General features: G+C 74.0%; 19 protein-coding genes and 3 tRNA genes. 19 read left to right on the top strand and 3 right to left on the bottom strand.

Annotated elements, in window-relative coordinates:
• The 15 genes from NF338_RS17475 to NF338_RS17545 all read left to right on the top strand — a co-directional run.
• Positions 1-2,672, top strand: a 2,672-nt coding sequence (locus NF338_RS17475; protein WP_264031957.1) for a fibronectin type III domain-containing protein, incomplete at its 5' end; no start/stop codon positions are given.
• Between the two features lie 46 nt (positions 2,673-2,718).
• The gene (locus NF338_RS17480) at positions 2,719-3,693 is read left to right on the top strand and encodes an AAA family ATPase (protein WP_264031958.1); all 975 of its coding nucleotides are present in this window, start codon (positions 2,719-2,721) and stop codon (positions 3,691-3,693) included.
• A gap of 110 nt (positions 3,694-3,803) precedes the next feature.
• Positions 3,804-5,141: a DUF58 domain-containing protein gene (locus tag NF338_RS17485; protein ID WP_264031959.1), complete on the top strand. Its 1,338-nt coding sequence runs from the start codon at positions 3,804-3,806 to the stop codon at positions 5,139-5,141.
• A complete protein-coding gene (locus tag NF338_RS17490; protein WP_264031960.1) occupies positions 5,141-7,642 on the top strand; it encodes a transglutaminase-like domain-containing protein in 2,502 nt (833 codons plus the stop codon). Before NF338_RS17485 ends, NF338_RS17490 begins: the two co-directional genes overlap by 1 nt.
• Positions 7,639-9,303 carry an RDD family protein gene (locus NF338_RS17495; protein WP_264031961.1) on the top strand — a complete coding sequence of 555 codons (1,665 nt, stop codon included), beginning with the start codon at positions 7,639-7,641 and terminating at the stop codon, positions 9,301-9,303. The genes NF338_RS17490 and NF338_RS17495 overlap by 4 nt, the downstream gene beginning before the upstream one ends.
• Positions 9,300-10,157, top strand: coding sequence for a PP2C family protein-serine/threonine phosphatase (locus NF338_RS17500; protein WP_264031962.1), 858 nt, complete (start codon positions 9,300-9,302; stop codon positions 10,155-10,157). The genes NF338_RS17495 and NF338_RS17500 overlap by 4 nt, the downstream gene beginning before the upstream one ends.
• Positions 10,154-11,812, top strand: a complete 1,659-nt coding sequence (locus NF338_RS17505; RefSeq protein ID WP_264031963.1) for an FHA domain-containing protein — start codon at positions 10,154-10,156, stop codon at positions 11,810-11,812. The genes NF338_RS17500 and NF338_RS17505 overlap by 4 nt, the downstream gene beginning before the upstream one ends.
• Positions 11,809-13,617 (top strand): serine/threonine-protein kinase, encoded by a 1,809-nt coding sequence (locus NF338_RS17510; RefSeq protein ID WP_264031964.1) that lies wholly within the window; start codon positions 11,809-11,811, stop codon positions 13,615-13,617. The genes NF338_RS17505 and NF338_RS17510 overlap by 4 nt, the downstream gene beginning before the upstream one ends.
• On the top strand, positions 13,614-14,315 hold the full coding sequence (locus tag NF338_RS17515; RefSeq protein WP_141388447.1) for a hypothetical protein: 702 nt from the start codon (positions 13,614-13,616) through the stop codon (positions 14,313-14,315). Before NF338_RS17510 ends, NF338_RS17515 begins: the two co-directional genes overlap by 4 nt.
• Before the next feature lie 125 nt (positions 14,316-14,440).
• Complete coding sequence (locus tag NF338_RS17520) at positions 14,441-18,925, top strand: FtsK/SpoIIIE domain-containing protein (RefSeq protein ID WP_264031965.1); 4,485 nt, start codon at positions 14,441-14,443, stop codon at positions 18,923-18,925.
• Positions 18,926-19,060: 135 nt separating this feature from the next.
• Positions 19,061-19,333 carry a WXG100 family type VII secretion target gene (locus NF338_RS17525; protein WP_021482523.1) on the top strand — a complete coding sequence of 91 codons (273 nt, stop codon included), beginning with the start codon at positions 19,061-19,063 and terminating at the stop codon, positions 19,331-19,333.
• A gap of 179 nt (positions 19,334-19,512) precedes the next feature.
• Positions 19,513-19,986, top strand: a complete 474-nt coding sequence (locus tag NF338_RS17530; protein WP_087471279.1) for an LpqN/LpqT family lipoprotein — start codon at positions 19,513-19,515, stop codon at positions 19,984-19,986.
• Between the two features lie 219 nt (positions 19,987-20,205).
• Positions 20,206-21,618, top strand: coding sequence for an FAD-dependent oxidoreductase (locus NF338_RS17535; protein ID WP_264031966.1), 1,413 nt, complete (start codon positions 20,206-20,208; stop codon positions 21,616-21,618).
• Between the two features lie 211 nt (positions 21,619-21,829).
• Positions 21,830-22,714 (top strand): zinc metalloprotease HtpX, encoded by an 885-nt coding sequence (gene htpX / locus NF338_RS17540; protein ID WP_087471281.1) that lies wholly within the window; start codon positions 21,830-21,832, stop codon positions 22,712-22,714.
• 85 nt (positions 22,715-22,799) lie between these two features.
• The gene (locus NF338_RS17545) at positions 22,800-23,189 is read left to right on the top strand and encodes a hypothetical protein (protein ID WP_264031967.1); all 390 of its coding nucleotides are present in this window, start codon (positions 22,800-22,802) and stop codon (positions 23,187-23,189) included.
• On the opposite strand, the gene NF338_RS17550 is transcribed toward NF338_RS17545, so the two are convergent.
• From NF338_RS17550 to rarD, 3 genes are read right to left on the bottom strand one after another with little or no spacing between them, the layout of a single operon-like run.
• Positions 23,158-24,066 carry an HAD family hydrolase gene (locus NF338_RS17550; protein WP_264031968.1) on the bottom strand — a complete coding sequence of 303 codons (909 nt, stop codon included), beginning with the start codon at positions 24,064-24,066 and terminating at the stop codon, positions 23,158-23,160. The genes NF338_RS17545 and NF338_RS17550 overlap by 32 nt on opposite strands.
• Positions 24,063-24,557 carry a YajQ family cyclic di-GMP-binding protein gene (locus NF338_RS17555; RefSeq protein WP_087471284.1) on the bottom strand — a complete coding sequence of 165 codons (495 nt, stop codon included), beginning with the start codon at positions 24,555-24,557 and terminating at the stop codon, positions 24,063-24,065. The genes NF338_RS17550 and NF338_RS17555 overlap by 4 nt, the downstream gene beginning before the upstream one ends.
• A 57-nt stretch (positions 24,558-24,614) precedes the next feature.
• Positions 24,615-25,640 carry an EamA family transporter RarD gene (gene rarD / locus NF338_RS17560; RefSeq protein ID WP_264031969.1) on the bottom strand — a complete coding sequence of 342 codons (1,026 nt, stop codon included), beginning with the start codon at positions 25,638-25,640 and terminating at the stop codon, positions 24,615-24,617.
• A gap of 142 nt (positions 25,641-25,782) precedes the next feature.
• Here rarD and NF338_RS17565 point away from each other — a divergent pair.
• The 4 genes from NF338_RS17565 to rpmG all read left to right on the top strand — a co-directional run bounded on the left by NF338_RS17565 (position 25,783) and on the right by rpmG (position 26,540).
• A tRNA-Tyr gene (locus NF338_RS17565) sits at positions 25,783-25,864 on the top strand.
• Positions 25,865-26,071: 207 nt separating this feature from the next.
• A tRNA-Thr gene (locus NF338_RS17570) sits at positions 26,072-26,144 on the top strand.
• Positions 26,145-26,206: 62 nt separating this feature from the next.
• Positions 26,207-26,283 (top strand) — tRNA-Met (locus tag NF338_RS17575).
• An 86-nt stretch (positions 26,284-26,369) separates the two neighbouring features.
• On the top strand, positions 26,370-26,540 hold the full coding sequence (rpmG, locus tag NF338_RS17580) for a 50S ribosomal protein L33 (protein ID WP_021482899.1): 171 nt from the start codon (positions 26,370-26,372) through the stop codon (positions 26,538-26,540).
• The last annotated feature ends 2 nt before the right edge of the window (positions 26,541-26,542 follow it).

The following is a 26,542-nucleotide window of genomic DNA, read 5'->3' on the forward strand; positions in this document are numbered from 1 at the left end:
TCGTGACCTACACCGTCACCGACATCGACGGCCTCACCGCCAAGGCCTTCGTCAAGGTCCCCGGCCTCACCGACCAGAGGCCCACGCTCCGACCGGGGACGCAGCTCGAGGTGCTGGCCGGCGAGTCCCTGCCCATCGACATCACCGAGCACGTGCTCGTCGTCGAGGGCAGGGCCCCGCGCCTGACGACCGAGGACGCCGTGAAGGTCACGGAGGGCTCGCGCGAGATCCCGTCGGTGACCCAGATCGTGTACACGCCCGACCCCGCCTACACCGGTCCGGCGTCGGTGTCGTTCGAGGTGACCGACGGCTCCGGTCCCGACGACCCCGAGGGGCACACGAACGTCCTGACCATCCCCGTCCAGGTCCTGCCGCCGGAGAACCTCGCGCCCGAGCTCGTCGGGTCCCCGGCGCTCGACGTGGCGGCGGGCGAGGAGGCCTCGGTCGACCTCGCACGCTTCGCCGCGGACGCCGACGGCGACCCGCTGACGTTCACCGCGTCCCCGGGCGGCGCACAGGGCATCACCGTCTCGGTCGAGGGCAGCACGCTGCACGCGCAGGCCACGCCCGAGGTGCCCAAGGGCTCGGTCGTCCAGGTCCCGATCACCGTCACCGACGGCGAGCACCCCCCGGTCGAGGGGACCGCGACGCTGACCGTCGTGGCCTCGACCCGACCCCTGGTCCGCGCCAACACCGACACGGTCGACGACGCCCACCAGGGCAAGGCCACCACGGTCGACGTGCTCGCGAACGACTCCAACCCGTTCCCCGACGCTCCGCTCAAGCTCGTCGACGCCGTCGTCGAGACCGGCCGCGGTTCGGCGGACCTGGCCGGTGACCAGGTGAGCGTCACGCCGCAGGACGACTTCGTGGGCGTCATGGTGGTCCGGTACCGGGTGCAGGACGCGACCAAGGACCCCGACCGCGAGGTCGAGGGCCGGGTCCAGCTCAAGGTGCTCGGCAAGCCGGAGGCGCCCGCGACCCCGCAGGTCGAGGAGGTCCGCTCCAAGACGGTGGTGCTGTCCTGGGACCCGCCGAACAACAACGGCGCCGAGATCACCGGCTACACCGTGCGGTCCCAGAACGGCTACGAGAAGGCCTGCGGCACCACCACCTGCACCCTCGACGGCCTCACCAACAACGTGAAGTACACCTTCACCGTGTTCGCGACCAACGCCGTCGGCGACGGACCCGCCTCCCCGCCCTCGGCCGAGGCCCGCCCCGACGAGAAGCCCGACCCGCCCGCCGCACCCACCCTCGAGTTCGGCGACCAGTCCCTCACCGTCACCTGGACCAACAAGGCCTACACCGACCGCTCCGCGATCGAGACCGTCGACCTGGAGATCTCCCCGGCACCGCCGGGCGGGGCGGTCCAGAAGACCGCGCTCGTCGGGACCTCGGTGACGTGGGACGGGCTGAAGAACGGCGTCGCGTACAAAGTGCGCGTCCGGGCGAACAACCTCGCCCCCGACCCCTCGGACTGGGGCGAGTACTCGACGGCGGAGACGCCCGCGGGCAAGCCCGCCGCGCCGGGCAAGCCGACCGCGAAGCGCACCTCGATCGGCGACACGTCGCAGATGCAGGTCGCGTGGGCCGCCCCGTCCGACAACGGCGCCGCGATCTCGAAGTACACGATCGAGGCGCTCCAGGGCGGCTCTGTCGTGAAGACCGCCACGGCCGGGGCAGGAGCGACCTCGACGACCATCGGGGTCTCCGCGGACACGACCGGTTACACGTTCCGTGTGCGGGCCCACAACAAGGCGACCGACAAGTTCGGCGACGCCGAGTTCTCGCCCGCGTCCGACCCGGTGCGCGCCTTCGCGGCGCCGAGCACGGTGAGCAACCTCAGGGCCACGGCGAACGGGACGAACAAGCAGATCCAGCTCTCGTTCGGCGCGGCGTCCGGCAACGGGGTGAAGGCGAGCGAGATCTCCTACGAGTACGCGGCCGGGGACGGCTGGAAGACGCTCGCTGACAACAAGATCGTGGGCGGGCTGACCAACGGCAAGGCGTACTCGATCAAGGTGCGCGCCGTCGCCAACGTCGACGGCGCGAACCAGGCCGGCGAGGGCACGACCGCCAACTCGGCCACCCCGTACGGACCGCCGCCCCGCCCGACGGTCTCGGCGAGCGGCGGCAAGGGCCAGGTGACCTTCAAGGTCTCCGGCGCGACGAACGGGCGCAACGTGACGATCACGGTCAGCGGGGCGAAGTCGGGCTCGTTCACGATCTCGCAGTCGGCGGGCTCGGGGTCGGACACGTACACCGCGAGCGGGCTCGGCTACAGCGAGACCGCCAAGCTGTGCGCCGTCGCGAAGGACAGCGAGGGCAACACGTCCGCCGAGGCGTGCGACTCCGCCACGACCGAGGCGCGCCCGGTCCCGACGGTCTACAAGCACTCCGACGCCCAGGGCGAGGAGGGGTGCGGGGACAGTTCGTGCCGCTGGCTCGGCATCGACCCCAACGGCGCGACGGGATCGGTCCAGTACCAGTGCTGGGGCTCGGACGGCGGCTGGCACAGGTTCTCGCCGTCGTCGAGCTACTCCAACGAGTGGTGGACGATCAACCTCAGCAACGGCCGCCAGCGGCTCCAGTGCTACTACGGCTGGCCGGGCCAGCAGGTCCAGGTGAAGTTCTCCGACGGGACGAGCACACCGGTGATGGGCTGGTAGCCCCCCGCCCGCCCTCTCCACAGCACGCAACGAGAAACGGAAACTCATGAGCACGATGACCCCCGAGCAGGCCACCTGGTTCGCTCAGACCTTCGACCGCCTCGTCGGCAACATCGGCCAGGCCGTCCTCGGCAAGGCGCACGTGGTGCGCCTGACCCTGACGTGCATGCTCTCCGAGGGCCACATCCTCCTGGAGGACGCGCCGGGCACCGGCAAGACGTCGCTCGCCCGCGCTCTCGCGGCGAGCGTCCAGGGCACGAACAACCGCATCCAGTTCACGCCCGACCTCCTCCCGTCGGACGTCACCGGCGTGACGATCTACGACCAGAAGACCGGGCAGTTCGAGTTCCACCAGGGCCCGATCTTCGCCTCGATCGTCCTGGCGGACGAGATCAACCGTGCCTCGCCCAAGACGCAGTCCGCGCTCCTCGAGGTCATGGAGGAGGGCCGGGTCACGGTCGACGGCGTCGGCCACGAGGTCGGCCGCCCGTTCATGGTCATCGCGACCCAGAACCCCATCGAGCAGGCCGGGACGTACCGCCTGCCCGAGGCGCAGCTCGACCGCTTCCTCATGAAGGCGTCGATCGGGTACCCCGACCACGCCTCGACGGTCGAGATCCTCTCCGGCGCGTCCGTCCGCGACCGGAGCAAGACGCTCCAGCCGCTCATCACGACGCAGGCCGTCACGGAGATGGCCGAGCTCGGCGCGCGCGTGCACGTCGACGGAGCGGTGCTCGAGTACGTCTCCCGGCTCGCCGAGGAGACGCGCAACGCGCCCGAGGTCCGCGTCGGCGTCTCCGTCCGTGGCTCGCTCGCGCTCGTGCGCTGCGCGAAGGTCTGGGCCGCGGCCCACGGCCGCAACTACGTGCTCCCGGACGACATCAAGGAGCTCGCGCAGCCGGCGTGGGCGCACCGCCTCGTGCTCGACCCGGAGGCGGAGTTCGCCGGCGCCACGAACGAGGCCGTGCTCGGCCGGCTCCTCGCCGACGTCGCGGCGCCGCAGGAGCGACGCTCCGCCTGACCGGACGCGCGGCGCTCCCCACGCCGCCCGCCCCTTCCGCCGCTCCGTGCCGCCGCGCGGACCACCGACCGGCGGACCGTCCTCCCCCGTACCGACCGAGAGCACATCGCATGAACGCCTCACACGGCCCCTCGACCGGCCGCCCGAGCACCCGCTCCGGCAGTCCGGGCGGCAGGACCGGCACGCCACCCGCGTCGTCGGCCCTCGCCGGACTGCTCCGTCCCCTCGCGGCGCCCCTCGCCCGGGTCGCCGCGCCGATCGGGCGCGCGCTCGCTCCGGTGACGCGGGCGGTCGAGCCGGTGACGTCGGCGGTCAGCCCGTTCGGCTGGGCCGCGCTCGTCGTCACCGTCGGGGCGTGGTGGGCCGGGCTGGCCTTCTCGTGGCTCGAGCTGCTCGTGGTGGCGATCCTGCTCACGGTGTCGCTGCTCGCCGCGGTCGCGTTCGTGCTCGGCCGCTTCCGCTACGCCGTCGTGCTCGACCTCGCGCAGCAGCGCGTCACGGTCGGCGACCGCGCCGTCGGCCGGCTCGACGTGCGCAACGACTCGGGTCGGCCGCTGCTCCCGTCGGTCATGGAGCTGCCGGTGGGGCAGGGCATGGCGACGTTCCCGGTCCCGCGCCTGCGTCCCCAGGGGAGCCACGAGGAGATCTTCACGGTGCCGACGCACCGGCGCTCGGTGATCTCCGTCGGTCCGGTGCGGTCGGTGCGGGCGGACCCGCTCGGGCTGCTGCGCCGAGAGGTCGTCTGGACCGAGCCCGAGGAGCTGTTCGTCCACCCGCGGGTGAAGAACCTCTCGGGCTCGTCCACCGGGTTCCTCAAGGACCTCGAGGGCCGTGTCACGACGGACATCTCCAACTCCGACGTCTCGTTCCACGCGCTGCGCGACTACGTCCCGGGCGACGACCGCCGGCACATCCACTGGAAGACGACGGCCCGCACCGGGCAGCTCATGGTCCGCCAGTTCGAGGAGACCCGCCGGTCGCACCTCGCCGTCCTCCTCTCCACCCGTGCGGAGGACTACGCGCACGACGACGAGTTCGAGCTCGCCGTGAGCGCGTGCGGGTCGCTCGGGCTGCAGGCCATCAAGGAGGACCGTGGCGTCACGGTGCTCGTCAACGACGGCAACCTGCGCGGCGACCACCGCACCCGCCTGCTCGACGACCTCGCCCGCGTCGAGACGCGCGCACAGCGGACGTCGCTCGTCGACGTCGCTCGCGTCGCGGGACTGACGATCAGCGACGCGTCGGTCGTGGCGTTCATCGTCGGCAGCAAGGTGACGCCCACGGAGCTGCGGGCGGCGTCCGCCCGGCTTCCCCAGGACGTCCGGGTGATGGCGATCCAGTGCGTGCCCGGCGCGTCGCTCAGCCGGCACGCGATCGCGGAGCTCGTCGTCCTCACCATCGGCGAGCTCGGCGAGCTCCCCCTCGCCCTGCGGAGGCTGAACGACTGATGAGCGCTCCCAGCACCACGACGCGCGGCTCGCGCCGCGCCACCCCGGTCGGCACGCCGGCCCCCTCCTCCGGCACGTCGCAGCGCAACACGACCCGGCTGCGCGGCGCCGACGCTCCGCGTGCGCTCACGGCCCTCGGTGCCGTCGACGCGCTCGCGCTGGTCCTCGTCCTCGGCGCGGTCGCGGTCGGGTTCGGGCCCGTGTGGGGGTCGACCGGGTACCTCGTCCCGGCCGTCGGCGGCGCCGTCGTCGGGCTCCTGGTCGCGTGGCTCGGCGCCTGGCGCCGGTGGTCCGCCGCCACGGTCCTCGTCGTCGGCGTGGTCGCGTACCTGCTCCTCGGTGGCGCGCTCGCGCTCCCCGCCGACGCGATCGGCGGCGTCGTCCCGTCGCTGCAGACCCTCACCGACCTGCTCCGTGGCGCCGTCACGGGCTGGAAGGAGTTCGTCACCACGGTCCCGCCGCTGCACTCCTTCCCGGAGCTCGCGGTCGTCCCGTACCTCCTCATGCTCGCCACCGCGCTGCTCGCGGGGACGATCGCGTGGCGCGCGCGCCGCGCCGAGTGGGCGCTCGTGCCCGTCGTGGTCGCGTTCGTCGGGGTCATCCTCCTCGGGACCGTCATCGCGGCGTTCCCGGTGGTGCAGGGTCTCGTCGTCGGCGGCGTGGGCCTGCTGTGGGCCGGGTGGCGGGTCACGGCCGCGCGGCTCGGTGCGCACCAGATCACGACGGAGGCGAGCAAGGCCGCGACGCAGCGGCTCTGGTGGCACCGGGTGCGGACCGGGGCCGCGATGCTCGTCGTCGGCGGCGTCGCGGCGGCGTTCGCCGCGCCCGTGCTGCTGCCGGACGAGCCGCGCACCGTGCTGCGCGAGACGGTCGTGCCGCCGCTCGACCTGCACGAGTACGTGAGCCCGCTCACCGCGTTCCGCAAGTACGCCAAGGACATGCGCGAGGACGAGCTGTTCACCGTGCGGGGTCTCCCGGCGGGAGCCAAGGTCCGCCTCGCCGGTCTCGACACGTACAACGGCGTCGTCTACGACGTCTCCAGCGGGCTGCCGGGATCGGGCGTCTACACGCGTGCGGGCGAGGAGATCGCCACCGTGGCGTCCGGGACGCCGACGCGCGTCGACGTCCAGGTCGGGGACTACGCCGGCGTGTGGGTGCCCGACGTCGGCACGCTCGAGGGCATCACCTACGCGGGCGACCGCGCGCGCGAGCTCGGTGAGACCACGTACTACAACTCGACGACCGGGACCGCCCTGACGACCGCCGGGCTGCGTCCCGGCGACTCGTACACGCTCGACACGCTCGTCACGGTCGAGCCCACCGAGGACGACCTGCGGGCGGGGGCCATCGACCAGTCGATCGAGGTCCCGAGACCGCCCAAGGACGCGCTGCCCGCGTCGCTCGCGGGCAAGGCCGCGCAGTTCATGGGGGAGGAGACCGAGCCGGTCGACCAGCTCTTCGCGCTCCGCGACGGCCTCGTGGCGAGCGGCGTCTTCTCCAGCGGGCTGGACACCCAGCCGCCGTCGCGTCCGGGCCACTCGGCGGAGCGCATCGACACGCTCCTCGCGGACGAGGAGATGGTGGGCGACGACGAGCAGTTCGCGGTGGCGCTCGCCCTCATGGCCAACCAGGCCGGCATCCCGGCGCGCGTGGTCATGGGCTTCTACCCCGACATGGAGAAGAACCCGCTCGAGCCGGGCGAGCCGTTCACGGCGACCGGGACCGACGTGCACGCGTGGGCGGAGGTGCCGTTCGTCGGCTACGGGTGGGTGCCGATCACGGCGATCCCCGACGAGGACAACAAGATCCAGCCGGAGCCCAAGAGCCTCCAGGTGCCCAAGCCCCCGATCCTCGAGGACCCGGAGCCGCCGGAGGAGCCCGCCGAGGCCGAGGCGGGGAAGGTCGACGACGAGGAGAAGGAGAAGGCCGAGAGCGACGGCTTCGACTGGGGCCAGGCGGCTCTCGTCGCCGTCGCCGTGGTCGTGCCCCTGGCGCTCCTCGCACTGCCCGTGATCCTCGTGCTCGCCTACAAGGCGCGCCGCCGGGCCCGACGCCGCGCGGCGGCACGTCCGGTGGACCGCGTGAGCGGCGGGTGGCGCGAGGTCCTCGACACCGCGACGGACCTCGGGACCCCCGTCCCCGCCGGCTCCACGCGGCGCGAGGGGGCAGGCGTCCTCTCCCAGGCGTACGGCGCGACGGCGACGATCCCGCTCGCGCACCGTGCCGACGCGACCGTCTTCGGCGAGGGCGAGCCGACCGAGCAGGAGATCGAGGCCTTCTGGGCCGACGTCGACACGGTCGTCGGGGGGCTACGCTCCTCCGTGAACCGTCGGGCCCGCGTCCGTGCCGCACTCTCGTTGCGGTCCGTGCGCGCGGCCTCCGGTTCCTCGGGTCTGCGCCGGTGGCTGCCCGGCCGCCGCGCCGGCACGAAGGGTGGCGCCGTGCCCCCGGCGGCAGGGTCGTCGTCGGAGCCGACGAGACGACAGGGAGACGAGTCATGAGCGACGTGACGTGCGCCGCCTGCGGGTCCGCGCAGTCCTCGGGGTCCGCGTTCTGCGCGGTCTGCGGGCAGCCGTTCCCGCGGACGGGGCGCCCGGTCGCCGAGCCCGCGGCGGGCCCGGTCGGCAGCGTCCAGGCGGTCGCCGCGCGCGCGGCGAGCGACCTGCCGTACGCGGCCGCCCCCCACTCGGCGCCGGACACCACGACGGAGCCCGAGGTCTACGCGGCGACCCAGAAGGCGTTCGGCCCGGCCGTCGCGGCGCCGTCACCGTCGTCGCTCGCGACCGCCCCGTTCGCGGGGAGGGGACGGCGCTTCCTCGCCTACGTGGTCGACGTCGCGGTCCCTGGCCTCGTCGCGCTCGTGGTCGTCGTCGCGGGTCTCGCGATCGTCGGGACGCCGCTCGGCAGCGTCCAGGTCGTGACGCAGGACGAGGCCGCCGCGCTCCTCGGCAAGATGCTCGTGGTCTACGTCGTGGCTGCCGTGCTCGCCCTCGCCTGGTGGGTGGGCGTCTGGTTCTGGGAGGGCTCGACGGGCAAGACGCTCGGCAACCTCCTCACGGGCATCCGCACGGTCGACGCCGGCACGCGCGAGCCGATCGGCTTCGGCCGGGCCGCGCTGCGCTGGATCATCGTCGGCGTCGTGCCGGCGGGCGGGATCCTCGTCGTCCTGCTCAGCCCGGGCTTCGACTCCTCGGGCCGGTCGCAGGGCTGGCACGACAAGGCCGGCCGCTCGCTCGTGCTCGACGTGCGCGGCGTCGCCCCCACGTCCTCGTCGTCCTCGGGCTACGAGGGGGTGTCCTCGCTCATGGCCGGTGCGCCCGCGGGCGCCGGCCACGGCGCGGCCGGGGCCTACGCCCCGACGCCCCAGCCGGGATACACCCCCGCACCGGCTCAGCCCGGGTACGCCCCCGCACCGGCCCAGGCGGGGTACGCGCCCTACCCGCCCACCCCGGTCGGCGGCCCGGGTCCTGCGGCCCCGGCCGCACCTGCCGGCCCGGGCGCGTTCGCCCCGTCGGCACCGGCCCCGGCGGGCCCCGCACCGGCCGCGCCCGTCCCGGACCCGTGGGCCTTCCCGTCCTCCCCGGCGCCCGCGGGCGACGGTCTGATCACCGGCGTCCCGGGCGTCGGGAGCGGGCCGGCCCCGGCCGCGCCGCCGGTCCCCGCCACGCCCGCACCCGTTGCACGGCCCGCCGCGGTGACCCCCGGCCCGGTGGCGACGCCCGCCGCCGCAGCGCCCGCCCCCGCGCCCACGCCCGAGCCCGCCGAGGCGGAGTGGGACAGCACGCGCATGACGGCGCGGGACGTCCGTGCCATGGACCCCGCACCCGACGTCTCGGTCGTCATCGAGCTCGAGTCCGGAGAGCGTCGCGCCGTCGACCGCCCGACCCTGCTCGGCCGCAACCCGCAGGCGCCCGACGCCGGGCCGTGGAACCTCGTCGCGGTGGACGACCCCACGCGGTCGGTGTCCAAGACCCACGCCGAGCTCCGGGCGGACCCGAGCGGCCTGTGGCTCACGGACCGCGGTTCCACCAACGGCACCGTCGTCTCGGTGCCGGGCGCCCCGCCGCGCGTCGCCGAGCCGGGGACCCGCGTGCGCGTCCCCGTCGGCGCGACGATCCACGTGGGCGACCGCCGCATCGTCGTCCACCCCGGTGCCGCATGACGACCGAGCTGCCGGCCGAGGTCCACCTGGCCTGGGGCGCGGCCTCGCACCGCGGCGCGCGCCGGCTCCTCAACGAGGACCGGTTCCTCGTCTCGCGCTCCGTCTTCTTCGTCGCCGACGGCATGGGCGGCCACGAGGCGGGCGAGGTCGCGAGCGCGACGGCCGTCGAGGCGCTCCGGCCGCTGGCCGACCTCGACGTGATCACGCCGGACGAGGTCCGGACCCGGATCGCGGTCGCGCAGGAGAACGTCCAGGCGATCGTCACCGAGCCCGGCCGGGGGGCGGGCACCACCGTCACGGGTGTGGTGGTCTCGGAGCAGGACGGGAACCCGTACTGGCTCGTCGTCAACGTGGGCGACTCGCGGACCTACCACCTCGCCGGCGGGCACCTCGAGCAGGTGAGCGTCGACCACTCGGAGGTGCAGGAGATGGTCGACGCCGGGCTGCTGACGCCCGCGGAGGCGCTCACCCACCCGCGTCGGCACGTCGTGACGCGCGCGCTCGGCTCGCGCAACGCCCCGCAGGTGGACTTCTGGTACCTGCCGATCGAGCGGCACGACCGCGTCCTGGTCTGCTCGGACGGGCTGACGGGCGAGCTCACGGACGAGCGGATCGCGGAGGTCCTGCTCTCCACGCCCGACCCGCAGGCGGCCGCGGAGCGTCTGGTCCACGAGGCCATCGCGGCCGGTGGGCGGGATAACATCACAGTCGTCGTCGTCGATGCGACGGGCGTGTCCGACGACACGAGCGGCGGGAGCACGACACCGCGCGACCACGCCGGGGCACCGGGTCCGGTCGTCGACGAGGACACGCTGCCCAGGGATGTTCGTCTGCAGATCGGGGGTCTGACGTGACGCTGCGCTACGTCACGGGAACCGCACGCGCCATCGTGCGAGGCGGCACGGTCGTCGTGCTGCCGGGTCCGGTGGAGGCTTCGCTCGTCGAGCAGGTCTGGGACCAGCTCGGCACCGACGCGGGGGTCGTCGAGGTCCTCCAGGTGCTCACCGGCGCCTTCGGCTCGAGCCTGCGGACGGTGCCTCCGTTCGTGGTGGCGGTGGTCGCGGACCGTCGCGTCCACGTCGCCGCGCGCGGCCGCGTCACGGTGACCCTCGAGCTCGACGGCGGCGAGCGCGTGCGGGTCGAGGGCGAGGGCGTCACGACCTGGTCCGAGCGTGTCCTGGACGACGTCGTCGAGCTGCTCGTGCGCGCCGACACCGGCGTCGTCGGCACCCTCGACGAGGCACCGGCAGGCGAGCCCCTGCTCGGGGGCGCGACCTCTCTCCCGCTGGTCTCCGGCGTCGTCCTCGCGGGCGCCGTCGCGTGGCCCCTCGCCGAGCGTCCCGCCCCGCCCGTGGTCGAGGACCTCCCGGTCGACGACGGGCCCGCGGCCGACCCCGCGCCGGCGGACCGCACCTCCTGGGGCACGACCGTCGGGTCGGCGCCCGACGAGGTCGCGCCCGCCGTGGTGACCGCGGCGCCGCTCGGCGCGACGCTCCGCCTCCCGGAGGAGACCATCGCGCCCGAGCCGGAGTCCGCCGCCCCGGTCCTGCCGGTGCTCGCGGACCTGCCGGCGACGGCCGAGCTCGAGGCCGCCGCGTCGCCGGCGGAGGACGCCGACGACGACTACGCCCACCTGTGGGGGTCGACCATCCTGCGGACCGTCGAGGACGCCGCCGTGCGCACGGAGGACGACGAGGAGCACGACGAGCCCGCGTCACCGAGCCCCGTGACGCCGCCCGTCCCCCCGGCGCCCGACGCCGGGGAGCCGCCCCTGCCGCCGCCGGCCGCGACCGGCGACGGCCTCATCGCGGGCGTCCCGCGGGAGTGGACGGGCGCGACGCCCGCCGCCGCGCACCGCGCCGCGACCGTCGCCGACCCCGACGACGAGCCCACGGAGGCCGAGGGCGAGCCGTCCCCCGGGTTCGACCACGACGGCCACACCGTCCACTCGTCCGCCATCGCCGACCTGCGCGCGGCCGCGCAGGACGCGGGCGGCGGTGCTACCCCGGTGCCGCCTCCGCCGTCGTTCAGCGCCCCGCCCGGGCCGGGGCAGCAGCAGATCCTCGCGCGCACGTGCGCCCAGGGCCACGCGAACCCGCCGTCGCGGGACACGTGCGCGGTCTGCGGCGGGCCGCTGGAGGGAGACGCCGAGCTCGCGATCCGTCCGCCGCTCGGGCGGGTCCTCGTCTCGACGGGGCAGGCGGTCGAGCTCGACCGTCCCGTCGTCGTGGGCCGGCGCCCGCGCACGCCCCGGTCGCAGGCGGCGGACCTGCCCCGCCTGGTGACGGTGCCCAGCCCGCAGCAGGACATCTCGCGCTCGCACCTCGAGATCACGCTCGAGGGGTGGCACGTGCTCGTGAGCGACATGGCGACGACGAACGGCACCACGCTCCTGCGCGCGGGTCAGCCGCCGCGGCGCCTGCACCCGTCGGAGCCGGTCCTGGTCGTCGACGGGGACGTCGCCGACCTCGGCGACGGCGTGACCCTCGTCTTCGAGGGGATCCGGTGAGCACCAAGCGCGCGCCGTCCCCACCGCCGGAGATCACGGGCTTCGAGTACGTCTCGCTGGTCGGCTCGGGCGGGTTCTCCGACGTCTTCCTCTACCAGCAGCAGCGCCCCCGCCGGCGCGTCGCGGTCAAGGTCCTGCTGCAGGAATGGTCGAGCCACTCGCAGCGGGCGGCGTTCGACGCCGAGGCCGACCTCATGGCGACGCTCTCGACGCACCCGTCGATCGTCACGATGTACGAGGCGGACATCGCCGACGACGGGCGCCCGTACCTCGCCATGGAGTACTGCTCACGTCCCAACCTGGGGGCGCGGTACCGCACCGAGCGGCTCTCGGTCGCCGAGGCGCTGCGCACCGCGGTCCAGATCGCCGGCGCCGTGGAGACGGCGCACCGCGCGGGCATCCTGCACCGTGACATCAAGCCCGCGAACATCCTGGTGACCGAGTACGGCCACCCGGCCCTCACGGACTTCGGCATCTCCTCCACGGTCGACGACGCCGCGCGCGCCGAGGGCATGTCGATCCCGTGGTCCCCGCCCGAGTCGTTCGCCGAGCCGCCCCGCAGCGGCATCGCGACCGACGTCTGGGCCCTCGCCGCGACGACGTACACGCTGCTCGCGGGCCGGACGCCGTTCGAGGTGCCCGGTGGGTCGAACTCGAGCGCCAACCTCATCTCGCGCATCGAGACCTCGCCGCTGCCTCCGACGGGCCGCACGGACGTCCCGGCCTCGCTCGAGCGCGTGCTCGCGACGGCGATGGCGAAGAACCCCGGGTCGCGCTACCCCACGGTCCTCGCGTTCGCCCGCGCGCTCCAGCAGGTGCAGAACGAGCTGTCGTACGCGGTCACCCCGATCGACCTGCTCGACGACACGGGGCACGTGCAGGAGGAGGAGCCGGACGACGACGCCGGGACCCGCCTGCGCCAGGTCGTGTCGATCGACCCGGCGGGGCCGGGCGGGACGTCGTCGGGGCCCGTCGCGCCGAGCCGGCCCACCCAGCCGACGACGCCGCTGCGGCCGGGCCAGCCGGGCGCCCCGTGGCCGGGTCAGACCGTCGCGCCCGGAACGGCCGCCCCGTCACCGCAGCCGGGCCCGCACGCCCCGCAGCAGCCCTACGCGCCCGCGGCCTGGAACCAGGGCGCACCCGCGCACACCGCGGGCACCGCGCCGACCTCCGCCGTCGGCGCGGGCGGGCACGCGCCCGTCGCCGAGCTCACGGACCCGTCCCGGATGTACCCCGGCGCCCGGCGCCCGGGCGTCTGGAACCAGCCTCCCGTCGAGGACACGGTCCACCGGCCCGCCGGGCCGGAGGCGGGCGGGCCGGCCGTCGCGCCGACGGAGGAACGGTCCGGTCGGGGCGCGCTGTGGGCGACGCTCGCGGGCGTCGTCGGGGTCGCGGTCGCGGTCGGCGGCTTCTTCCTCCTCCGCCCGGACGCCACCGTGGACGACACGGACCCCGACGGGGGCGGCGAGGAGACGGTCGCCACCGACGACGACTTCCTGCCGTCAGACAACCTCGGCGACCTCGTCCCGCCGGTCAACGACCTCGTGGGCACCTACGACCCGGCGCGCGAGGTCGCGACGTTCACGTGGGCGTACGACTCGGTGAAGGCGCAGGACGGCGACTCGTTCGCCTGGAAGAAGCTGGACCCCATCGAGGAGACCCCCTACAAGGAGATCTTCGACGAGACGACCGTCGAGCTGCGGGCGAAGCCGGGCGAGCAGGTCTGCATCGAGGTCGTCGTGATCCGGGACGGTAGGCCGTCCGCGGCGCCCGGGAAGTCGTGCGTGACGGGGGAGGCGGCGTGAGCGAGCTCGCGGTCGAGTTCTGCGGGGAGTGGTTCCGCCCGTCCGTGGACGGGGACCCGTTCGACATCGGGCGGGACGGCGACCTCGCGATCGAGGACAACCCGTACCTGCACCGCCGCTTCCTGCGCATCTCGCACGAGGGCGGCATCTGGTGGCTCGCGAACGTCGGGACGCTCATCTCGGCGACGGTGTGCGACTCGGGCGGCGGGGTCCAGTCCTGGCTCTCGCCGGGCAACCGCCTTCCGATCGTCTTCCCGACGACGTCGATCGTGTTCACGGCCGGGCCGACGACGTACGAGCTCACCGCGCAGCTGCGCGGCGCTCCGTACCAGGAGATCCGCTCGGAGGACACCGAGTCGGGCGGCGCGACGACGATCGGCATGATCACCTTCACCACGAGCCAGAAGCAGCTCATCGTGGCGCTGGCCGAGCCGATGCTGCGTCGCGACGGCACGGGCCTGTCGGAGATCCCGTCGTCCGCCGCTGCCGCGGCCCGGCTGGGCTGGGCCACGACGCGCTTCAACCGCAAGCTCGACAACGTGTGCGACAAGCTCGACCGGATCGGGGTCAAGGGCCTGCGCGGCGGCCCCGGCGCGCTCGCGACGAACCGTCGCGCGCGCCTCGTCGAGTACGCCGTGGCGTCACGCCTCGTGACCTCGGCCGACCTGCCCCTGCTCGACCTCACCGACGACGGCTGACGGCGTCGGCCGCGGCGGGCGCGCTCGACGCGTGCCCCGACCGGTCGTGCCCTCGGCACCGTCGCCGGCCCGTCGGAGCCTCCCGGCCTGCCCGTCCCTCTCCCCGGACCTGAACAGGAACCTTCGTGCGAATCAAGCTCACGCTGCACCGACCCGACGCCAGCACGACCAACGTCGCCGTCACGGCCGACGCGACGGCCACCGTGCGCGACGTCGCCGAGGCGCTGTTCGCGGGCGACCCCACCCGGTCGGGCACGGCCGTCCCGGACCGGCTCACGCTCCAGGTCGGCACCTCGTCGTCGGGGTCGGGGCAGGGGCGCGTGCTGTCGCCCACGAGCGACCTCACGGAGGCCGGGCTGCGGTCCGGGTCGACGGTGTCGATCGTGCGCGTCTCCGAGCAGTTCGACGCCCCCGGGCAGGACCGCGGCGCGGCCGTCGCCGTCCTGCGCGTGCTCGAGGGGCCGGACGCCGGTCGGGAGTTCCCCCTCCCCGTGGGGACGAGCTACCTCGGCCGCGACCGCAACATGGACATCCGCCTGAGCGACCCGCAGGTCTCCAAGCGGCACGCCCGTGTCACCGTCGGCGAGTCGATCGAGATCACGGACACGAACTCGGCGAACGGGCTCGTCATGGGCGGGCAGCGCATGATGCGCTCGACGCTCACGTCGTCGGACACGGTGACGATCGGGAGCACGGTCGTGTCGGTCGTCGCGCTGCACCGCACGACGAGCCTGGCGCCGACGAGCCCGGTCGTGGAGTTCAACCGCTCGCCGCGCGTGGTCGCCCGCTTCCCGGAGCGCAAGCTCAAGGCGCCCAAGCCGCCGCAGCCGCCGGAGCCCCAGCGCTTCCCCTACCTCGCGATGGTCGCGCCGCTCCTCATGGGCGTGATCCTCTACTCGGTCACGAAGAACGTCCTGTCGATCGTCTTCATCGGCCTGAGCCCGATCCTCATGCTCGGCAACTACCTCGACCAGAAGGTGCAGGCCAGGCGCAAGCTCAAGGCCCAGCGCGAGCAGTTCGAGGCGGCGGTCGTCGCCATGCGCGACACGATCGACCGCACCCACGCCGTCGAGCGTGCGGTGCGCCTCTCGGAGGCGCCGTCGGTGGGCGACACGGTCGACGCGGTCCGGCGCCTGGGCGGGCTCATGTGGACGCACCGCCCCGAGCACGAGGCGTTCCTCGCCGTGCGCATCGGGCTCGGCACCGCGCCGGCGCGCACCCAGCTCGAGCAGCCGGGCGAGAACAACACGCTGCCCGAGTACTGGAACGAGCTGGAGAAGCTGCACGCGCAGTGCGCGACGATCTCCGGCGTCCCGGTCGTCGGTCGCCTGCGCACGGACGGCGCGCTCGGCGTCGCCGGGGCGGGGGCCGCCGTCGACGCGGTCGCCCGGGGGATCCTCGTCCAGCTCGCGGGCCTGCACTCGCCGTCGGAGCTCGTGCTCGCGGCGGTGACGTCGCAGCGCTCGCGCGCCGACTGGGAGTGGCTCGAGTGGCTGCCGCACACGGGCTCGCCGCACAGCCCGCTGGGGGGCGACCACCTCGCCGACAACCCCGGCGCGGCGCAGGCGCTGCTGTCGCAGCTCGAGGACCTGGTCGAGGCGCGGGGGGCCGACCTCGACACGCACGCCGAGCTGCGGGGGCCGATCGACCCGGAGGAGGGCGAGGACACGCCCAAGCCGGTGCTGCCGACGGTCGTCGTGCTCGTCGAGGACGACGCCCCGGTCGACCGCTCTCGGCTCACGCGCCTCGTGGAGCGCGGCGCGGACGCGGGCGTGCACGTCGTCTGGGTCGCGCCCTCGGTCGAGCAGCTTCCCGCCGCGTGCCGCACGTTCGTCCTCGTGGACACCGCCGACGCCGCGGGCACGGCCGCGCCGGGCGCGAGCGCGGGCGCCACGAGCGGCGAGGTCCGGGTGGGCCGGCTGTCCTTCCCGGTGGCGTGCGAGACCGTGGACCTCGCGACCGCCCACGAGGTCGCGCGCATCCTCGCCCCTGTGGTCGACGTCGGCGCGCCCGTCGACGACGACTCCGACCTCCCGCGCTCGGTCTCCTACCTCACGCTCGCGGGCACCGCGCTGGCCGAGGACCCGGGCCGTCTCATCGACGCGTGGCGCGAGAACGGGTCCCTCACCCCGCGCGACGGGTCCCCGCCCGTGCGCCGCAAGGTTCCGACGAACCTGCGCGGCCTGGTCGGGCACTCGGGCACCGAGCCGCTCTACCTCGACCTGCGCACGCAGGGCCCGCACGCGCTGGTGGGCGGGACGACCGGTGCGGGCAAGTCCGAGTTCCTCCAGTCGTGGGTGCTCGGGATGGCGGCGGCGCACAGCCCGGACCGCGTGACGTTCCTCTTCGTGGACTACAAGGGCGGCGCCGCGTTCGCGGACTGCGTCAACCTGCCGCACACCGTCGGCCTCGTCACCGACCTGTCGCCGCACCTGGTGCGCCGCGCCCTCACGTCGCTGCGGGCCGAGCTGCGCTACCGCGAGCACCTGCTCAACCGGAAGAAGGCCAAGGACCTCGCGTCCCTGGAGCGGACCGGCGACCCCGACGCGCCGCCGAGCCTGCTCATCGTGGTCGACGAGTTCGCGGCGCTGGTCAACGAGGTGCCGGAGTTCGTCGACGGCGTCGTGGACGTCGCCCAGCGCGGTCGCTCGCTCGGTCTGCACCTCATCCTCGCGACCCAGCGTCCGGCGGGCGTCATCAAGGACAACCTGCGCGCCAACACCAACCTGCGCGTCGCGCTGCGCATGGCGGACGAGGACGACTCGACGGACATCCTCGGCATCCCGATGGCCGCCCACTTCGACCCCTCGATCCCCGGCCGCGGCGCGGTGAAGACCGGTCCGGGTCGCATCACGCCGTTCCAGACCGGCTACGCCGGCGGCTGGACGACGGCCCAGCCCGAGCGGTCGCGCATCGACATCCAGGAGATGGCGTTCGGCTCCGACATCCGCTGGGAGCTGCCGGAGCCCGAGGTCGAGGAGGTCACCGACCCGGGCCCCAACGACATCGCGCGCGTGGTCGCGACGATCTCGCGGGCCGCGACGGAGGCCGCGGTCCCGGTGCCGCGCAAGCCGTGGCTGGCCGAGCTCGCCCCGACGTACGACCTCGCGCGCCTGCCGAACCCGCGCACCGACACGATGCTGCTGCTCGGGGTGGAGGACGACCCGACGACCCAGGCGCAGCCGACCGTCTTCTACGAGCCCGACCGCGACGGCAACATGGCGATCTACGGCACGGGCGGCTCGGGCAAGAGCGCGACCCTGCGGACGATCGCCGTCTCCGCCGCGATCACGGCGCGCGGCGGCCCCGTCCAGGTCTACGCGATCGACAGCGGTGCGAGCGGCCTGCGCATGCTCGAGGACCTGCCCCACGTCGGCGCGGTCATCACGGGCGACGACGAGGAGCGCGTCCAGCGCGTGCTGCGCACGCTGCGCGACCTCGTCGACGAGCGCTCCGCCCGCTACGCCTCGGTCCGCGCCGGCAGCCTCGACGAGTACCGGCGCCTCGCGAACGCGCCCGACGAGCCGCGCATCCTGCTGCTGGTCGACGGCATCGGCGCGTTCCGCGAGTCCTACGAGTTCCGGCCCGCGCACGCGTTCCCCGTGTGGGGCGCGTTCACGGCCATCGCGACGGACGGCCGCCAGGTCGGCGTGCACGTCGTCGTCGCGGGCGACCGGGCGGCGTCGGTCCCGACGTCCCTCGGCTCGACGATCCAGAAGCGCCTCGTGCTGCGCCTGGCGAGCGAGGACGACTACCTGACGCTCGGCGTCCCCAAGGACGTCCTGTCGCTCACGTCCCCGCCCGGGCGCGGCGTGCTCGACGAGAACGAGGTCCAGATCGCGGTCCTGGGCGGCGACCCGAACGTCGCGCTCCAGGCGCGCGAGCTGGGCAAGCTCCGCGACGCGATGACGCGCCTCGGCATCCAGCAGGCGCCCGGCGTCGAGCGGCTGCCCGACAGCTTCGCTCTGGACGCGCTGCCCGAGGTCACGGGGGGACGGCCGACGATCGGCCTCGACGACCTCGACATCGCCCCGGTGGCGCTGCCCGCCCGGGGGACGTTCATGCTCTCGGGCCCGCCCGGGGGCGGTCGCACGACGGCGCTCGTCACGATCGCCCAGGCCGTGCGCCGGGCACGTGCGGGCCGGGTCGTGTACCTCTCGCCACGCCGCACGAGCATCTCGGCGCTCGACGCCTGGGACACGGCGGCGACGTCGCCCGAGGAGGTCGTGACGCTCCTCGAGTCGCTCACGCAGGCGCTCGACGGCGGATCGTTGCGGCCCGGCGCGCTCACCGTGCTCGTCGAGTCGGTGACGGAGTTCACGGGGACGCCGGCGGAGCAGCCGCTCGTCGCGTTCGTGCGGGCCGCCACGCGCGCGGAGCAGCTCGTCGTGGGCGAGGCCGAGTCGTCGACGTGGGGGCAGGCGTGGGCCATCGCGCAGCCGTTCAAGGCGGGTCGCAGCGGCCTGCTCCTCACGCCGGGCGACCTCGACGGCGACACCTTGCTCGGGACCGGTCTCGGCCGGATCCGGCGCGCGGACTTCCCGCCGGGACGCGGCTTCCTCGTCGTCTCCGGGCGGGCGCGCAAGCTGCACGTCGCGCTCCCGCGGTAGCGACGTGACGCCCGCGGGGACCTCATGGGGACACCTCCCCATCGACGGGGCGCGCGGGCCGATGGTTGAGTAAGGCCATCGACAACGGGACGACGTCCACGCAGGGTGGGGGTCGAGAGACAGAAGGAGAACACCATGGCTGGTGGCATGTGGGGCGCGAACGTCGAGGAGCTGCGTGGGCTCGGTCAGACGCTGCAGCAGAAGGCGGACGAGATCCGCACGACCATGCAGAACCTGAACTCGCAGATCCAGAGCGTGCCGTGGGAGGGCCCCGACGCCCAGCAGTTCAAGGGCAGTGACTGGCCGGCGGCGCAGACGCAGCTCAACAACGTCGCGCAGACGCTGACGGACGCGGGCCAGAAGGCCACGCAGAACGCGCAGCAGCAGGAGCAGGCTTCGAACAGCTGATCCGCTGAGCTCCACCGAGGGCGCGGGACCCGAGACGGGTCCCGCGCCCTCGGCGTGTCCGGGCTCGGGACGGTCCCGCCGGCCCCTGGCTTGGCGGTCGAGGCTCAGCCGGTCTGCGAGACTGCTGGCGCGCCCCGCTCCGCCGGAGCGCGACGAGAGCGACCGAGAGGACCTGACGCATGACCGAGCTGCGCTACCCGAGCGACGACTTCCCCGCGCCGGTGGGGGTGCGGGTCGACGCGCCGGACCGCTGGGTCCCGCTGCCGCACGTCGCCCTGCCGCTCGCGCTGGGGCGCGAGGTGGAGGAGGGGGAGTTCAACCCGAACGTCATCGTCGTGGTCTCGCGTATCCGGGCCGAGCAGACGCTGGACGACGTGCACGCCGAGGTGCTGCGCAAGCTCAAGCCGCTGCCACGGCTGCGCCAGCTCGACGGCGGCGACGTGGACGTGGACGGCCTGCCGGGGCGGTGGGTCGAGGCGTCCTTCAAGGGTGGCGGGGGAGCGGTGCTCGTGCAGTCGGTGCGGACCGTGGTCGTCCCGCGCGGGCCCGTGGCGGACCTCGTCCAGACGACGGGGACGTGCACGCTCCTGCAGCACCCGTGGGCCGCGGCGGAGATCCGCGCCGTCCAGGAGAGCCTCCGCCTCGACCGCTGAGCCCCGGCGTTACATTCGCCCGGATCACAAGACGAGGTATCCACCAGGCGAGACCGGTGAGACCCTGGTCATGGAGGAGAGGGCCCGAGTGAGGCGACCCTCACCCCAGTCGTACAATCGAGAGGTCTCCTGCGGCCGGTACCCGAACCGGCCGACGCGGAACGGCCCGTCGGCCGCGCGGGAGAGACCCCCGTCCTCGACCGGAAGGCGCACCGTCCTGTGAGCAGCATCCGTCCACTGCGCGTCGCGATCGTCGGCGCTGGTCCCGCCGGGATCTACGCCGCGGACATCCTGTCCAAGACCGACCTCGACGTGAGCATCGACCTGTTCGAGCGTCTGCCCGCGCCGTTCGGCCTCGTGCGCTACGGCGTCGCGCCGGACCACCCGCGCATCAAGCAGATCATCGTGGCGCTCCACAAGGTGCTGAGCCGCGGCGACATCCGCCTGCTCGCGAACGTGGACTACGGCGTCGACCTCAAGCTGGACGACCTGCGCCAGTACTACGACGCGGTGATCTTCTCCACGGGGTCGATCCGCGACGCGGCGCTGCCCGTCGAGGGCATCGACCTGCCGGGCTCCTACGGCGCGGCCGACTTCGTGTCCTGGTACGACGGCCACCCGGACGTCCCGCGCACGTGGCCGCTCGAGGCCCAGCAGGTCGCGGTCCTCGGCGCGGGCAACGTCGCGCTCGACGTCGCGCGCGTGCTCGCCAAGCACGCGGACGACTTGCTGCCGACCGAGGTCCCGCAGAACGTCTACGAGATCCTCAAGTCCTCGCCGGTCACGGACGTGCACGTGTTCGCCCGCCGTGGGCCGGCGCAGGCCAAGTTCTCGCCGCTCGAGCTGCGCGAGCTGGGCCACGTCCCCGACGTCGACGTGATCGTCTACCCGGAGGACTTCGAGTTCGACGAGGGCTCGATGGCCGCGATCAGCTCGTCGAACCAGACCAAGCAGGTCGTCAAGACCCTCACGGACTGGACGCTCAAGGACCCGAGCGAGAACACGGCCTCGCGCCGTCTGCACCTGCACTTCCTCCACGCCCCGGCAGCGGTCCTCGGCGACGGCAAGGTCGAGGCGCTGCGGACCGAGCGCACCCAGCTCAACGGCGACGGCACCGTCTCCGGCACGGGCGAGTTCCACGAGTGGCCCGTGCAGGCCGTGTACCGCGCGGTCGGCTACTTCGGCTCGCCGCTGCCCGAGATCCCGTTCGACGAGCTCAAGGGCGTCATCCCGAACCGCGAGGGCCGGGTCATCGACATCGACGGCGAGCACATCCCCGGCGTCTACGCGACCGGCTGGATCAAGCGCGGCCCGGTGGGCCTCATCGGCCACACGAAGTCGGACGCGTCCGAGACGATCCGCCACCTCGTCGAGGACGTCACCGGTGCGGGCGACGGCGGCGACGTCGCGGCGGCGGACCTGGCCGCAGGGCGCGTCGCGCCGCTCGGCGACCCCGAGGCGGTCGTGGACTTCCTCCGCGAGCGCCGCGTCGACCACATCGAGTGGTCGGGGTGGGAGCTGCTCGACGCGTACGAGCGTGCCCTCGGCGAGCCGCACGGGCGCGAGCGCATCAAGGTCGTGCCCCGCGAGGACATGATCCGCGTGGCCCGCGGCGAGACCCAGGTCGGCTGACCCCACGGCCTGCAAGGCCCAGGGAACGCGACGACGGCGCCCCACCCCGGAGGATGGGGCGCCGTCGTCGTGCGCGGCAGGGACGACGACGGCCGCGGCCGGGAACGGGACGGTCGCCTCGGGCGTTCACCAGGTGGGCGCCGACGGGGTCGGCGCCCGTCGGGCGCCCGGCGGACCACGCGGGTGCCCGAGGCACGGAAGGGAGCACAGCGTGGGGCGTCAGCACTTCAACGGTCTCAAGACGGCCGGCCTGTTCGGCGTCATGTGGGCCATCGTCCTGGGCCTCTGGGCGCTGTTCGGCGCCAAGGCGAACCTGCTGTGGCTGTTCGTCGGCATCGGCCTCGTGACGACGTTCTACGGGTACTGGAACTCCGACAAGATCGCGATCCGCGCGATGCACGCCCGCCCCGTGAGCGAGCTCGAGCAGCCCGCCATGTACCGGATCGTGCGCGAGCTCTCGACCGAGGCGCGCCAGCCGATGCCGCGCCTCTACGTCTCGCCCACGCAGGCGCCCAACGCGTTCGCGACGGGACGCAACCCCAAGAACGCTGCCGTGTGCTGCACGGAGGGCATCCTGCGCCTCCTCGACGAGCGCGAGCTGCGCGGCGTGCTCGGGCACGAGCTCATGCACGTGTACAACCGGGACATCCTCACGTCGTCGGTCGCGGGCGCGCTCGCCGGGGTGATCACCTCGCTCGCGCAGTTCCTGCTGATCTTCGGCGGCGACCGCGACCGTGGTGGGAACCCGCTCGCGGCGATCGCGATGGTCGTCCTCGCGCCGGTCGCGGCGATGCTCATCCAGCTCGCCATCTCGCGCACGCGCGAGTATGACGCCGACGAGGACGGGGCCAAGCTCACCGGCGACCCGCTCGCGCTCGCGTCCGCGCTGCGCAAGCTCGACGCGGGCACGCAGCGGGCCCCGCTCCCGCAGAACCGCGACCTCGTGGACGTCTCGCACCTCATGATCGCGAACCCGTTCCGCGGCGCGGGCGTCGCCAAGATGTTCGCGACCCACCCGCCGATGGCGGAGCGCATCAAGCGGCTCGAGACGATGGCCGGTCACGGCCCGGGCTACGGCGGCATCACCTACCACTGACGGGCGCGAGGCGGCGTACCGGGCGGGGCCACGGGCGCGGCAGACGCACAGCGCCGACGCGCGGGGCAGGTGGCACGATGACCCCGTGCCCCGCCGCCGGACGCATCTCGCGCGCGACCTCGCCCTCGTGCTCCTCGCCGTCGGCGGGCCCACGCTCGTGCTGCGCCAACGGCACGGCCGCGGGTGGATCGTCGACGACGTGGTCACCGCCGTGACGGTCTCGGGTCTCGTGTGCCTGTCCGCCGCGGTCGGTCTCGCGCTGACGCGGCGCGCGCCCGGCCCGGTCGCGCGCGAGACGGCGCTCTACGTCCTCGTGGGCGTCTTCACCGCCGTCGGGGCGGCCGTCGGCACGTGGCGCGTCCTCGACGACCAGGCGCTCGCGCAGGGCTGGGTCGGCCTGCTCGCCGCGTACGTCGCGGTCGCCTTCCACGTCGGGTTGGCGGTCACGGCGCGGGGGCGCCGCCCGGCGCGCTGACCTCCAGCGCGTCGAGGAGGACGGCGGCGACGCCGTCGTCGTCGTTCGCGGCGGTGCGGTCGGTCGCCGCGGCCAGGACGTCGGGGTGCGCGTTCGCGACGGCGAACGAGCGGCCCGCCCAGCGCAGCATGGGCAGGTCGTTGGGCATGTCCCCGAACGCCCAGACGTCGCGGGCGTCGACGCCGAGCCGGGCGCACCAGCGCGCGAGCGCGGCGTCCTTCGTCACGGCCGGGGCGAGCAGCTCGGCGAGGCCCGCCGCCCCGGAGTAGGCGAGGTGAGCCCGGTCGCCGACCGCGTCGCGCACGCGCGCGAAGAACGTCTCCTGCGCCGTCGTCTGCCCGTCCGCGACGACGACGGGCTGCGTCGCGGGGGCGTCCTCGACCGGCGCGCCGGGGTCCCGCGCGAGGATCTTGCCGACGGGCTGCCGGGTGCCGGTGCCGGGGGTGGCGCCGGGCGCGGCGAGCGTCGACTCGACCACGGCGACGACGTCCGCGTCGTCGTCCGGGGTGGAGCGGAAGCCCGGGTCGAACGTCGGCCCGTCGACTCTCTCGAACGCGAGCGCGACGCCCGGGACGGCGGCGCGCAGGTCGGCGACGAGCGCGGCCGCCTCGTCCGCGGCGAAGCCGCACACGTCGAGCGGGCTCGCGGTGGCCAGGTCCCACACCGCCGCGCCGCCGAGGCAGATGACGTGCCCGTGCCCGCCGACGACGTCGGCGAGCTGGTCGAGCCAGCGCGGCGGGCGCGCCGTGACGAACACCACCTCCACCCCGGCGTCCTCGGCGGCACGCAGCGCGGCGCGCGTGCGCTCCGAGACGGTCCCGTCGGACCTCAGGAGCGTGCCGTCGAGGTCCGTCGCGACGACGCGCGGGAGGGTCACCGGTAGTTCGTGAACTGCAGCGCGACGTCGAGGTCGGCGCCCTTGAGCAGCGCGATGACGGTCTGCAGGTCGTCGCGCGACTTGCTCGTCACACGCACCTCGTCGCCCGTGATCTGGGTCTTCACGGCCTTGGGCGCCTCGTCGCGGATGATCTTGGTGATCTTCTTCGCGTTCTCGCTCGACAGGCCCTCCTTGAGGGTCGCCGCGAGGCGGTACTCCTTGCCCGACGCCTTGGGCTCCTTGTCGCCCGTGTCGAGCGACTTGAGGGAGATGCCGCGCTTGACCAGCTTGGTCTCGAAGACGTCGAGGATGGCGAGCACGCGCTCCGCCGAGTTGGCGACCATGACGATGCTCTCGCCGCTCCACGCGATCGAGGCACCGACGTTGCGGAAGTCGTAGCGCTGCGCGACCTCCTTGGCGGCCTGGTTCAGCGCGTTGTCGACCTCCTGGCGGTCGACCTTGCTGACGATGTCGAACGAGGAGTCGGCCATGGGTAGGTCCTCTCTGGGCCGGGAACGGGTGCTGGGTCCCACCGTAGTCGAGCGGGCTCAGGGTCGGGTCGCGAGGCGCGTCGCGCGTGCCGCACGCAGCCCGTCGACCGAGAGCACGACGAGCGCGACCCACACGAGCCCGAACCCGGCCCAGCGGGTGGGCGACATGGGCTCGTGGAAGACGAGGAGGCCGAAGAGGAACTGCAGCGCCGGGCCGAGGTACTGCAGGAGCCCGACGACGCTCAGCGGGAGCCGGCGCGCGGCCGCGCTGAAGAGGAGGAGCGGCAGGGCCGTGACGATCCCGGCGGACGCCAGCAGGAGCGCGTGGCCGGCACCCTCCGCGCCGAACGTGCCGGCGCCGGTCCCGCTCAGCCAGACCAGGTACGCGAGGGCGACCGGCGTGAGCACGGCCGTCTCCACGGCGAGGCCGGGGAGCGCCTCCACCGTCCGGCCCACGCGGTTCTTCACCAGGCCGTAGAGGCCGAACGACGCCGCGAGCACGAGCGCGATCCACGGCAGGCCGCCCGAGCCCGTGCTGATGACGACGACGGCGGCGACGCCGATGCCGACGGCCGCCCACTGCGCCGGGCGCAGCCGCTCGCGCAGCACGGCGACGGCGAGCAGGACCGTGACGAGGGGGTTGATGAAGTACCCGAGCGCGGCGTCGAGCACGTGGCCGCTGAGGACGCCGTACACGTAGACGGTCCAGTTGGTGACGATGAGGACGGCCGCGACGGCGAGCACACCGAGCGTGCGCGGGGTGCGCAGCGCGGTGACGAACCCGCCGAGCTGGCGCGTCGCGGCGAGGAGCACGAGGCAGAAGAGCAGGCTCCACACGACCCGGTGCGCGATGATCTCGAGCGGCGCCGCGGGCTCCAGGAGCGGGAAGTACAGGGGCATCGCGCCCCACAGGAAGAACGCGCCGGCGCCGAGCAGGAGCCCCCAGCGGTCGGTCGGGGCGGGGGCTCCGCGCCCACGGCCCGACGGCGCGGCCGGGGCGGGCGATGACGGTGCGCCGGCGGGCGTGGGGCCGGGGTTCCCGGTGCCGGGCAGGTGGTCCGGCGCGGGGGCGGGGTGGGTCACCGGACCACTGTACGGACGGACGCGCGGACGGTCGCCGGGACCCGGATTTCGCACCTGGTCCGACGGGGCTGTATCGTTGGCTCGCCCGCACGGCAGGGGCTGCACCACGTGCAGTCCGTTCCGGCGAGCGACAACTCCACACGGCAGGTTGCCCGAGCGGCCAAAGGGATCTGACTGTAAATCAGACGGCTCAGCCTTCGGGGGTTCGAATCCCTCACCTGCCACTGGAGCGACGGGGCGTCACCCACGGGTGGCGCCCCGTCGTCGTCTGCCCGGGGTCGTCGTCGGCGCCAGCACTCCCGGTGCGCGGCACGGCCCGGCGTCGTCGGACGGTGCGCGACGCCGGTGGAGAGCGGTGCTGGAGGGTCCAGGAACGGCGGAACGGCGCCGATTTCGTTCGACGCCGTGTTCCGTGTAAAGTTTTCCGCGCTGCCCCGATAGCTCAGTCGGCAGAGCATCTCCATGGTAAGGAGAAGGTCAAGGGTTCGATTCCCTTTCGGGGCTCTGTGGTGACGCGGGGTCGTCTTGCTGGAATACTGGCGAGACGGCCTCGCGTTCAGTCACGCGGCGGGGTAGCTCAGATGGTTAGAGCGCACGACTCATAATCGTGAGGTCGCGGGTTCGATCCCCGCCTCCGCTACCACTTTCGACAACCTCGTACGGCGGCCGGCGTCGTGCGACCTGCACAGCACATGCGCCCTCCGGAGGCGCGAGAGGTGGCTCACTACCGTGGCAAGCAAGAGCGCTGACGTTCGCCCCAAGATCACGCTGGCCTGCGTGGACTGCAAGGAGCGCAACTACATCACGAAGAAGAACCGTCGCAACGACCCGGACCGCCTGGAGCTCGCGAAGTTCTGCCCGCGCTGCGGCAAGCACACCGCGCACCGCGAGACCCGCTGAGC

The sequence above is a fragment of the Cellulosimicrobium sp. SH8 genome, from assembly GCF_025818875.1.
Taxonomy (GTDB): domain Bacteria; phylum Actinomycetota; class Actinomycetes; order Actinomycetales; family Cellulomonadaceae; genus Cellulosimicrobium; species Cellulosimicrobium cellulans_D.